We start from the raw sequence: 11,488 nt of genomic DNA, 5'->3' as shown, positions 1-11,488 counted from the left end.
CGACTTTGTGAAAAGCACTGTCGGAAACGATGGCCCTGCTGAAGGGGCGCGGCAAGTCACTCCCGGTGGCGAACCAAACCTCGCGCACCACACCTGCCGACGGAATTGAATTAACCGGTTTGTCAGCGGGTCTTGAAGTAGCCGGCGCAAAGAATGCACTCGGCGTCATGACGTCGTTCCGTCATTTTCAAATTGTTTGCATCACTAATCATTGAATTGGGAAAACCTGATCACCACGCTTAAAAATGAACTGCAAATAAATCACCGAACCTCGGGATCACCCAACTCCGTAGCGGCATCCGACGACGCGCTCCATCTCACATCGAATAAGAACGAAAGCAATAGAAATGCAAATGTATGTAATAGGTCGGTAAGGAATGTTTCTCAATTACGCAATATGGGAATGATTCAATCCCGTTGCTTCACCTCCATCTTGAAGTGAGCTTGCAATTCCACCTAAAAAAACCCAGCAACTCCACGCATAACGGAGCGCTGAACGGCAATCTGGAGCCCCCGAGAAATGTTTTACAGGACAATACTACCCAGCGCGATAGCTGTAGCGGCGCTGTTGACCATCGCCGCGTGCGGCAGTTCGCACAACAACACGACGGCGTCGACCCCGCCCGTCGTTTCCGCGCAAGATGCCCTGGCGACCACCACGCCGATCAAACACCTCGTTGTGATCTTCGGCGAGAACGTCTCCTTCGACCATTATTTCGCAACCTATCCGACCGCAAAGAACTTGACGGGCGAGCCGGCGTTCACCGCTGCGACCGGCACGCAAACGGATATCGCCACGCTCGCCGCCGCAGGGCTGACGGGCGCGGCTAACCCGAACGCGCAGGCGACCTCGCCCAACATCGTCGCCGCCACGGTCAACGGCCAGACGACTGCGCCGCCGACGCTGGGCGCCGCGCTGACCACGACCACTGCGCAACCGTTTCGCCTCGACCGTTCCCAGGCGAACACGAAGAGCCAGAACCACAGCTATGGGCCTGAACAGCTCGCCGATGACAATCTGAAGATGGACGCGTTCCCGCTCTTCACGTCGGCCAGCTCGATCGTTGCAGGCAGCACAGGCCAGTTTGGTTCATCGGCGCAGGTGCTCGGCTACTTCGACGGCAACACGGTGACCGCGTACTGGAACCTCGCACAGAATTTCGCGATGAACGACAACGCGTGGACCGACACGTTTGGTCCGTCGACGCCGGGTGCCATCGAAGTGATCTCGGGCCAGAATCAGGGCGTGACGTTAACGCCTAATCCGAAAAACCCGTCCGTCACGACAAGCAATAATGCGATTCCTGACGGACAGGGAGGCGTCACGATGATCGGCGACCTGGATCCGACCACCGACACCTGCACGGCCGCCGCACAAACCGCCAGTTCCGGCCCGACGGGCATGATGAACGGCAAGAACATCGGCGATCTGCTCAACGCTGCGAACGTCACGTGGGGCGGCTTCATGGGCGGCTTCAACCTGCAGACCGTCAACGCGAACGGTACGACGGGCTGCTTGCGCTCGACGTGGTCGGACGTGCTTGGCAGCGCGCCGGCTGACTATGTCCAGCACCACGCCTGGTTCCAGTACTACGCCTCGACGGCCAATCCGACGCACCAGCGTCCGACCTCGACGGCGATGATCGGCTCGACCGAGCCGACGCTCGACAATACGGCCACGCCGGTTCACCACCAGTACGACTCCGATGACTTCTTCGCGGCTGTGCAGGCGGGTAACTTCCCGTCGGTCAGCTTCCTGAAGGCACCGGCAATCGGCGACGGCCATCCGGGCAATTCAGACCCGCTCGACGAGCAGGCATTCGTCGTGAAGGTCACGAACTTCCTGCAGCAGCAACCTGACTGGAAGAACACGCTCGTCGTGATCGCCTACGACGACTCCGACGGCTGGTACGACCACGTTACGCCGGCAATCACCAGCTCGTCGTTCGATACCACGCTCGTCACCCACGTCGGGGCGGCAACCTTTACGGGCGCCGACCAGTTGTCGGGCCAGGGCCAGTGCACCAGCACGGGGGCGACGCAGCCGCTCGGCATCAACGGTGGCGTCGTCAACGGCCGTTGTGGTCCGGGTACACGGACGCCGTTCCTCGTGGTTTCGCCGTGGGCAAAGCAGAACTTTGTTGACCACACGCAGATCACGCAGGCGTCGGTCGTCAAGTTCATCGAAGACAACTGGCTCAGCGGCAAGCGGCTCGGCGCGGGTTCGTTCGACGCAACGGCCGGCGATATCCGCAGCATGTTGAACCTGGCTGGCGCGGGCAACAACCCGGCCGTCTTCCTCGACCCGACCGTTGGTACGAAGCTCGCAGCTGCGCCGGCGACCAACTAACCCGACGCGCGTCCCGCCCGTTTCACGCATCGCCGGCTAAGGCCGGTGAAATTGGCAGCGGGACGCCAGATAACTCGAAGTGGGTCGAGCCAGCGCGGCAACGTGCTGGCTCGACGTCTTTTCCGGATTATTTTTGCCATCATCGCCATGAGCTCTCCAAACCCCGCATTGCCGCCCTCACTGCCTGCCGGCGATCCCTCGCGCCCAGCGAGCGCCAAACGACAGCTTCTGCGAGCACTCGGCTGGGCCGTTGCCGCCGTTGCGGCCGGCTGCGCCGCCTTTATCGCCTATGCGGCAATCTATCCGGAGCGGATGCCTCTTGCGATCGGCGCCATCGTCGAAGACATCACCGGCGCGAATCCGCAGCCGGTTGCGCTACACGTGCCACCGAGCCAGCCGTTGAGCGCGGTAGCTCTACTTGGCCAGCAGATTTTCAATGACCCGTCGCTCTCAGCGTCGGGCAAGCAATCGTGCGCGTCGTGCCACAGCGCGGAGCATGCCTACGGGCCACCGAATGACCTGTCCGTACAGCTCGGCGGTCCGCATATGACCGACGCGGGCTACCGGCCGCCGCCGTCGCTCGCGTACCTCTACCGCCAGGCGCCGTTCTCGATTGGCCCCGATCAAAACGACATGGACGCCGCGCCCGTCACGCTCGATCAACTGGCCACGGCAGCAAGCGGCACGCAACGCGCGGTGAAAACGGCAGGCGTCGCGCCCGCGGCACCCGCACTCGTCCCGCAGGGCGGCCTGTTCTGGGACGGCCGCGCGAGCACGCTGCAGGATCAGGCGAGCGGCCCGATGCTGAATCCCGTCGAAATGGCCAACAAGAGCACCGGCGAGGTCGTACACAAGCTGCTGAATGCGAAGTATCTCGACCAGTTCAAGCAGCTGTTTGGCGACCGGATCATTAACCAGCCCGATCTGCTCTTCGACGAAGCGATGTTCGCAGTGGGACGCTACCAGTTCGAAGACCCATCCTTCCATCGCTTCACGAGCAAGTACGACTACTGGCTCCAGGGCAAGGCACGTCTGACACAAGCGGAGATGCGCGGCTTGCGCCTGTTCAACGATCCTGACAAGGCAAACTGCGCGGGATGCCATCTGAGCAAGCCGACGGCCGACCATTTGCCGCCGCTATTCACCGACACGCAATACGAGGCACTGGGCGTGCCGCGCAATCGTGACCTGTCCATCAACAAGGACCAGAATTTCTACGATATGGGCGTATGCGGTCCTTTCCGTGACGACGCAGCTACGCTAACGCAATACTGTGGGATGTTTTTGACGCCGACCTTGCGCAACGTCGCCACGCGACACGCGTTTTTCCACAACGGCGTCTACCACGACCTGAAGCACGTGATGGACTTCTATAACCTGCGCAATACGAGTCCCGAAAAGATCTATCCGCTCGACGCAGCAGGCAAGCCGGAAAAGTACGACGATCTTCCCGCGAAGTACCACGCGAATATCGACGTCGCCGACGCGCCGTTTGACCGCAAACTGGGCGAAAAACCTGCGATGACCGACGATGACATCCAGGACATCATTGCGTTCATGAACACGCTAACTGACGGTTACAAGCCTTAATACTCGCATCGCTCGCGAGGGCGACGTCGCGCGTATCTGCATGCTTCATAACAAGTTTGCAGGTGCGCGCGACCTAAGCAGAACGCTACTTCAAGAATATGTATCGCGCGAAATACGGCGAACTGCCCGCCTGATGCTCGCGAACACAAGGCTCAGAAGGTGACACGCCGCCTGCTGTGTCGAGCCGCTGCACAAATCTCACGCCAGACAAACTGCCTTCCGCGGTGCTGTGAGTTTCGAGCAGCAGTTGTGGGATGCTGCTCGGATTCGTACTCGGTGCCTGAGCCACCATGCGACCAACGATCCGGCTGCCATCGCCCGCCTGCCAGGATGGACCCGCACCATGTTGGATCGACGCTTGACCTGCGCCATCATAAAGCGTGGCTTCCGGATGCTGGAACACCCAGCCCAGACGATGAGCACTGTCGAACTCGCAGGAATACATCTGCACGCCTGTTGCCGTCGTAACGGCAAACGGCTGGGCGCCGGAAGGCACCAGCGAAGGTGGCGTTGCATCGGCGGCATTCGCCGCTAAGGGTGACATCAGAACGACGCAACCTAGCGCGGCCCGGTACACGATCTGCTGCACGCCGGTGCACATTGCGCGGATGACGTTGCTGGAGTACGAGCGGAAAGGAAACATGATTGCGATCCGGTTGGAGGAATATCGGTGACGTTTTTGTGATTTTCCTTACCAGAACACCTGGGCGTGGAAGCTTATTCCGTCGAAATCGCGCGTCGGTACGCCGGCGCAATCGGCTTCATACATCACGCGGCAACACAAGCTCCGCTTCAAGTCCACCCGCCGTGCGATTGCGCAACGTCAGCGTCCCGCCATGCGTCGCTGCAATGCTCTGCGCGATCGTCAATCCAAGCCCGGTGCCACTACTCGCACCCGTTCCATCCGTGCGCGCCGCATTCCCCCGAAAATATGGCTCGAACACACGCGCCAGCATCGTTTCATCGGGAATACCGGGGCCGTTGTCACAGATCGCGACACGCACCGCGCGCCCATCATCGACAACATGAATAGAAGCCTCGCCGCCATAGCGAATCGCGTTATCGAGCAGATTCTGCAAACAGCGCTTCAGATTGCGCGGATAACCCGCGACAGGCCGCGCCGCCCGCCCTTCCACCGTGACCGCATGCCCCGCCTCACGCGCATCTTCAGCCAGCCCTTCGAGCATCGAATCGAGATCGATCTCATGCCGCGCTTCCGTCACTTCGATGCCTTGCACGGCATCGAGCGTCGCGCGCACCATCGCCTCCATGTCGTCGAGATCGCCGCGCAGACGCTCGCGCCATTGCGCGTCGGGCAACATCTCCACGCGCAGACGCAGTCTCGTCAGCGGCGAGCGCAAATCGTGCGACACGGCAGTCAAAAACCGCGCTCGCCCGGCAAAGCTCTCCGTCAGTTGACGCTGCATCGAATTGAACGACATCGCCGCGCTGCGCACTTCGAGCGGACCGCTGACGGGCAGCGGCGGCCGATAGATATTGCGGCCGAGCGCATCGGCAGCTCGAGCGAGATCGCGTAGCGGCTGAACCGCAAAGCGCACGGCGACGAACGCCAGCACGCAGATCGCCACGAAGCGAAGCAGATAGATCCTGACGAGATAATCGAACACCAGCGACCCCGGCTCGCTCAACATGCCCGCCTGCCCTTCATTGGCCTGCACGTCGAGCCACCTGCCGTCGGGCAGCTTCATCTGCACGTGAAAGTCGCCCGTCGGCATGCGCGAATCGAAGAGACTCAGGATGCCCTTGTGCTTGTGTTCTTCGTCACGCAGTTCGGCATCGATCAGACGCACGTCGATCGGCTCGCCGAGACGTCTGCGAATCACACCCGTAATCAGATCGCTGACCGTGCGCTTCGCAAGCGAGGTTTGCTGCACGGGCTGCGGCGTGTCGGTCCATTGCAGACGGTAACGTGCATCCGACAGTTGCGTCACGATCGCATCGCGCGCGGCTGCATCGGGCGCGTGCTGCAGCAGCCGGACGGTATCCGCGAGACGGCTCGCGAACAGGCGCGCGGGAATTTCGAGCGTGCGGTTGTCGTGCGTTTCGAACCAGATCGTGCTGGTAAGCAATTGGCCGGCGAACATGCCGACGGCGAGAATCATCACGAGCCGCCCAAACAGCGAATCGGGCCACGCACGCAGTTTCATCGTGCGGCCGCTCATGCTTCGAACGCGACGTCGGCGACGAGCATGTAGCCCTCGTTGCGCACCGTGCGGATCAAGGCGGCGCTGCGCGCAGCGTCTTTCAGCTGATGCCGCAGACGGCTGATGCAAACGTCGATCGAACGGTCGAGCGGTGTGTGCTCCTTGCCGAACACATGGTCGAGCAGGAAATCGCGCGACAGCGGCCGGTTCGGATGATCGAGCAGCGTGCGCAGCGTCCGGTAATCGGAGCCGCCGAGCGACACGACAACGCCTTCGGGCGACAGCATCTGCTTCATCCGCGTATCGAGCTTCCAGCCCGCGAAGCTGACGAACGCGGCGGCATCGGCGGAAAGTGCGCCCGCCGGCGTGCTGCGCGCGCGGCGCAACACCGACTTGATCTTCGCGACCAGCTCGCGCGGATCGAATGGCTTGGGCAGGTAATCGTCGGCACCCATTTCGAGGCCGAGTATGCGGTCGAGCAATCCGCCGCGCGCGCTCAGGATCACGATCGGCATGCCGCGCTCGCGGCGCAGCTCGCGTGTGAGTTCGAGTCCGTCCTCGCCGTCGAGCATCAGGTCGAGCACGACGAGATCGATCTGCGACGCCTGGATGATCTGCTTCATCTGCGCGCCGTTGGTGGCCGTCGTCGCCTGATAGCCCATGCTGCGCAGATAGTCGCCGAGCAGCTGGCGAATGTTCGGGTCGTCATCGACGACAAGTATGTGGTCCATCAAAAGCTCTTCTTCTCTTCTACTCAGCCCGCATTGTCCGTATTGCAACCGGAAAAAATCGGCTCAACACATTCCATTACAAAAGTGCGCCGTTCCAACACATCGCCATTACATCTCGTGGCTAAAGTGGCGCCGGTAAATGCAAATAATTCTCATCCAGTAACTATATCATGTCGATTTCCGTGCTTTCTTCGGCCTGCGGGCGGGCCGTTTCGACGGCGGCGCGCGCCGCCTCCTCCGTGGCCGCCTCAGTCGCTTTCGCTTTCGCGGCTGGCTTTACGCTGACGGCCAGCGCACCGGCGCTCGCCGCGCAACCGGCGAGCGCCGCAGCGCCCGTGAACGCGGCCGCGCCCGCAACCCTCACCGATCTCGCCGGCCGTACGATCCGTGTGCCCGTCGCCGAACCGCAGCGCATCCTGCTCGGCGAAAGCCGCCTGCTATCGGCCGTCGCGCTGCTCGAAGGCCAGAAGCCGCTCGCGCGCATCGTAGGCTGGCAAGGCGATCTGCCGTTGATGGACCCGCAGACCTTCAACGCCTACGCGCAGAAATTCCCCGACATCAAAACGATTCCGCTGATCGGCAAAGCGACGGAAGACAGCATCAGCGATGAAAAAGCCCTGAGCCTCAAGCCCGATCTGGCGATTTTCAGCATCGCCGGACACGGCCCGAGCCGCTACAACGCGCTCGTGAAGCAACTGGAAGCGACGGGCACGACGGTCGTATTCGTCGACTTCCGCCTGCATCCGATGCAGAACACGCTGCCAAGCATCAAGCTGCTCGGCGCGGTGCTGCATCGCGATCAGCAGGCGAATGCGTACATCCAGTTCTATCAGCAGCATCTGGCGCGCGTGCAGAACGTCGTGAACCGTGTGCCCGAAGCGCAGCGTCCGAAGGTATTCGTCGATCTGCTCGCGGGCGTCTGGGATGCGGGCTGCTGCCACACGGCGGGCAACGGCAACTTCGGCGAGTTCGTGCAGGCAGCGGGCGGACGCAATATCGCGCAAGGTCTCGTGCCGGGCGTGCTCGGCGACATCAGCATGGAACAGGTGATCGCCGCGCAGCCGGACGTCTACATCGCGACGGGCAGCCGCACGAAACCGGGCCTCGCGTCGCTGCGCGTCGGCGCGATGACGAGCGAGCACGATGCGCGCGCGAGCCTCGCGCAACTGATCGCGCGTCCCGGCTTCGACACGATCAAGGCGATCCACGACGGCAACGCGCACGGCATCTCGCACAACTATTACGACTCACCGTACAACATTCTCGCGATCGAAGCGTTTGCGAAGTGGTTCTATCCAGCGCAGTTCAAGGATCTCGACGTACACGCGACGCAGGCTGAACTGTACAAGCGCTTCCTCGCCGTGCCGCCGCAAGGCGCCGAGTGGGTCGACGCGCCGCTCGCGCAGTCCACGGCCGAAGCCTCGCACTAACGGCCGCAGAAATGTCCGATTCCGTCTCCCTGATTCGTTCCGCGCGCGCGCAGCAAAGCGCCGCGGACGCCAGCCTGCAGCGGTATCTGCGCATCACGCGTCTGCGCGTGCTGTGGCTGTGCGCGGTCGCGTTGCTGATCGTCGGCTCGCTGCTGCTCGATCTGCGCTCGGGCCCGTCCGGTCTGCCCGTTTCGACGCTGCTGCGTGCGGTGTTTCACCATGCATCGGCCGATGCCGCGACGAACGTCATCGTCTGGCAGATCCGCATGCCGTACGCGGTGATGGCGCTCCTGGTAGGCGCGTCGCTCGGTCTGTCGGGTGCGGAAATGCAGACCGTCCTCAACAATCCGCTCGCGAGCCCCTACACGCTCGGCGTATCGGCGGCGGCGGCGTTCGGCGCGTCGCTCGCAATCGTGCTCGACATCACGCTGCCCGGCATCGCGCAAAGCTGGCTCGTGTCGGCCAACGCGTTCCTGTTCGCGTTCATGTCGGCGTTGATGCTCGATGGTATCGCGCGCTGGCGCGGCATGACGACGTCCGGCGTCGTGCTGCTGGGCATCGCGCTGGTGTTCGCGTTCCATGCGCTCGTCTCGCTGATGCAGTTCATCGCTTCCGCCGACGCACTGCAAGGCCTCGTGTTCTGGACGCTCGGATCGCTCGCGCGTGCCGACTGGCCGAAGATCGCGGTGCTCGCCGTCGCACTCGCGGTCGCGTTGCCGCTCTCGATGCGCAACGCGTGGACGCTCACCGCATTGCGACTCGGCGAAGATCGCGCCGCGAGCTTCGGCATCGACGTACGTCGCCTGCGGCTCGGCACGCTGCTGCGCGTGTCGGTGCTGTCGGCGCTCGCGGTGTCGTTCGTCGGCACGATCGGCTTCGTCGGACTGATCGCGCCGCATATCGCGCGCACGCTGTTCGGCGAGGACCACCGCTTCTATCTGCCCGGCAGCATGCTGGTCGGCGCGTTGATGCTGTCGCTTGCGTCGATTGCATCGAAGCTCATCGTGCCAGGCGTGCTGATTCCCGTCGGCATCGTGACGGCGCTGGTCGGCATTCCCCTCTTTCTCGCGATCGTCGTGCGCTCGCAGGGAGCCACGCAATGAACGGCCTGTCGATTCACGGCCTCAGCGTGCAATACGGCAAGCGCACGGTGCTCAAGTCGCTCGATGCCGGCCCGCTGCCGCGCGGCCAGATCACCGCGCTGCTCGGTCCGAACGGCAGCGGCAAGTCGACGCTGCTGCGCGCGCTCGCGGGCCTTACGCGCGCGCATGCCGGTCAACTGACGCTCGACGGCGCGCCGCTCGAACTGTCCGCAGCGAGCGCGCGCTCGCATAGCGTCGTCTACTTGCCACAGTCGTTGCCCGCAGGCGTGAAGCTGCAAGTGCTCGAGTCCGTGCTGGTCGCGTGTTGCGCGACGCGCGGCGCATTCCGCGCCCACGGCGCCCGCACCGACGACCTCGCGAATGCGCGGGCCGTGCTCGAACGCCTTGGCATCGATGCGCTCGCATCGCGCTCGCTGGACGAGTTGTCGGGCGGCCAAAGACAACTCGTCGGCATCGCGCAGGCGCTGGTACGCGAGCCGCAAGTGCTGCTGCTCGACGAGCCGTTGTCGGCACTTGACCTGAACTATCAGTTCCACGTGATGCGCGTGCTGCGTGACATCACGCGGGAACGAGGCATCGTCACTGTCGTCGTTCTGCACGACATCAACACCGCCATGCGCGCCTGCCATCAGGCGATGCTGCTTCACGCAGGTCGCATCGCGGGCTTCGGACCGAGCGCCGATGTCGTCACGCAAGCGAGCCTTGCAGAAGTATTCGGAGTCACCGCGCGAATCGAGCCTTGTTCGCGCGGCCAGCATCAAGTCCTGATCGACGGTCTGTCGGTTCAGGACGGCATCGCCAGCCGCTAGACATTCGTCGAGCGTCCCAGCCAGCCACCTCACCACGCCGCATTCGTTTCAACGCACGACGCCCGCCTCCCGGTGGGCGCCGCGCTGCGGCGTGGGTCGTCACATCGTTCAAATCAAACAATAGGGGAAAAAGATGAAAAGGACACTCGTGATGGTCGCGATCGCGGCGAGCTACGCGTGCAATGCGCAGGCCCAAAACACGGCCACGCTGTATGGCGTGATCGACGCGGGCCTGTCGTACACGAACAACCAGAAAGGCAGCAGCGCGTGGCAAGCGGGCAGCGGCGACGTGACGGGCAGCCACTGGGGCATGCTCGCGCGCGAAGACCTGGGCGGCGGCACGAAGGCGATCTTCCAGCTCGAAAGCGGCTTCAGCGTGATGAACGGCACCTCGCGCCAGGGCGGCCGTCTGTTCGGTTATCAGGCTTATACGGGACTGTCGAATGACCGGTTCGGCACCTTTACGCTGGGACGTCAGTACGATTCCGTCGTCGACTACCTCGCGCCGCTCAGCTTCACGGGTCATCATCCGGGCGGCAACAATCTGTCCGCGCATCCGTACGACAACGACAATCTGAACAACTCGTTCCGCGTGAACAACTCGGTGAAGTTCGCTAGCAACAGCTATGCTGGCGTGAAGTTCGGCGCGTTGTATGGCTTCTCGAATGAAGCGGGCGGATTCGATGACAACCGGCTATACAGCTTCGGCACCTCGTACGATGCAGGCCCGCTGCGTCTTGGCGCAGGCTACTTCCAGGCGAACAACGGCGGCAGCAGCAACACCAGCGGCGCATTGACGCTGACCGACCGCACGTTTATCGCAGCGCGTCAGCGCACATATGGCGCGGGCGGAAACTACTCGATCGGCGCGGCGACGTTTGGCGCGGTCTGGACGCGCACGCAACTCGGCGGGCTCGCGACGATCAACGGCGCGAATAGCCTCGGCCTCGTTGCGAATGGCGAAGGTATGAGCTTCAGCAATTACGAACTGAACGCGAGCTACTCGCTCACGCCGACGATTGCGCTGAACGGCGAATACACGTACACGTCAGGCTCGATGTCGAACGCGACAGGCCAGCATCATCCGAAGTGGCAGGAAGTCTCAGTGCAAACCGATTACTTTCTCTCGAAGCGAACCGATCTTTACGTGCAGGCAAGCTATCAGCATATCTCCAGCGACGGCTCCGGCCTGACTGCCGCTATCAGCGGGCAAAGTCCGTCATCGACCGATCAGCAGGTTGTCGTTGCTGTTGGGATGCGGCATCGGTTCTAAAACTGTTAAAGCCACCGCGTTCACATGAACCGGCGGC

The 11,488-nt window shown here is 62.7% G+C and carries 10 protein-coding genes; 7 read left to right on the top strand and 3 right to left on the bottom strand.

The genetic code is table 11. The annotated features are described in order from the left end of the window. The first annotated feature begins 29 nt into the window (after nucleotides 1–29). From C2L64_RS53565 to C2L64_RS36285, 3 genes are all read left to right on the top strand, one after another. Nucleotides 30–215 (top strand): hypothetical protein, encoded by a 186-nt coding sequence (locus C2L64_RS53565; RefSeq protein ID WP_133061221.1) that lies wholly within the window; start codon nucleotides 30–32, stop codon nucleotides 213–215. Nucleotides 216–520: 305 nt separating this feature from the next. After that, nucleotides 521–2,350, top strand: a complete 1,830-nt coding sequence (locus C2L64_RS36290) for a phospholipase C (RefSeq protein ID WP_039901685.1) — start codon at nucleotides 521–523, stop codon at nucleotides 2,348–2,350. A 147-nt stretch (nucleotides 2,351–2,497) separates the two neighbouring features. After that, on the top strand, nucleotides 2,498–3,940 hold the full coding sequence (locus C2L64_RS36285; RefSeq protein ID WP_039901686.1) for a cytochrome-c peroxidase: 1,443 nt from the start codon (nucleotides 2,498–2,500) through the stop codon (nucleotides 3,938–3,940). 85 nt (nucleotides 3,941–4,025) lie between these two features. Here the strand turns inward: C2L64_RS36285 and C2L64_RS36280 are convergent, their stop codons facing one another. From C2L64_RS36280 to C2L64_RS36270, 3 genes are all read right to left on the bottom strand, one after another. After that, entirely contained in the window at nucleotides 4,026–4,484 is a 459-nt protein-coding gene (locus C2L64_RS36280) for a DUF3455 domain-containing protein (RefSeq protein ID WP_407671919.1), read from the bottom strand. Between the two features lie 217 nt (nucleotides 4,485–4,701). Beyond that, nucleotides 4,702–6,108, bottom strand: a complete 1,407-nt coding sequence (locus C2L64_RS36275; RefSeq protein WP_051058253.1) for an ATP-binding protein — start codon at nucleotides 6,106–6,108, stop codon at nucleotides 4,702–4,704. A gap of 11 nt (nucleotides 6,109–6,119) precedes the next feature. Beyond that, nucleotides 6,120–6,836, bottom strand: coding sequence for a response regulator (locus C2L64_RS36270; RefSeq protein ID WP_007589367.1), 717 nt, complete (start codon nucleotides 6,834–6,836; stop codon nucleotides 6,120–6,122). 170 nt (nucleotides 6,837–7,006) lie between these two features. Between C2L64_RS36270 and C2L64_RS36265 the strand changes: the two genes are divergently transcribed. The 4 genes from C2L64_RS36265 to C2L64_RS36250 all read left to right on the top strand — a co-directional run bounded on the left by C2L64_RS36265 (nucleotide 7,007) and on the right by C2L64_RS36250 (nucleotide 11,451). After that, entirely contained in the window at nucleotides 7,007–8,266 is a 1,260-nt protein-coding gene (locus tag C2L64_RS36265; RefSeq protein ID WP_007589368.1) for an ABC transporter substrate-binding protein, read from the top strand. A gap of 11 nt (nucleotides 8,267–8,277) precedes the next feature. Further along, nucleotides 8,278–9,369 (top strand): FecCD family ABC transporter permease, encoded by a 1,092-nt coding sequence (locus C2L64_RS36260; protein WP_007589369.1) that lies wholly within the window; start codon nucleotides 8,278–8,280, stop codon nucleotides 9,367–9,369. Beyond that, complete coding sequence (locus C2L64_RS36255) at nucleotides 9,366–10,178, top strand: ABC transporter ATP-binding protein (protein ID WP_007589370.1); 813 nt, start codon at nucleotides 9,366–9,368, stop codon at nucleotides 10,176–10,178. The genes C2L64_RS36260 and C2L64_RS36255 overlap by 4 nt, the downstream gene beginning before the upstream one ends. A gap of 133 nt (nucleotides 10,179–10,311) precedes the next feature. Continuing rightward, the gene (locus tag C2L64_RS36250; protein WP_039901687.1) at nucleotides 10,312–11,451 is read left to right on the top strand and encodes a porin; all 1,140 of its coding nucleotides are present in this window, start codon (nucleotides 10,312–10,314) and stop codon (nucleotides 11,449–11,451) included. Nucleotides 11,452–11,488: the final 37 nt, after the last annotated feature.

The sequence above is a fragment of the Paraburkholderia hospita genome (genome assembly GCF_002902965.1).
Classification (GTDB): Bacteria; Pseudomonadota; Gammaproteobacteria; order Burkholderiales; family Burkholderiaceae; genus Paraburkholderia; species Paraburkholderia hospita.
This window is presented reverse-complemented; position numbering and strand designations above follow the sequence as displayed.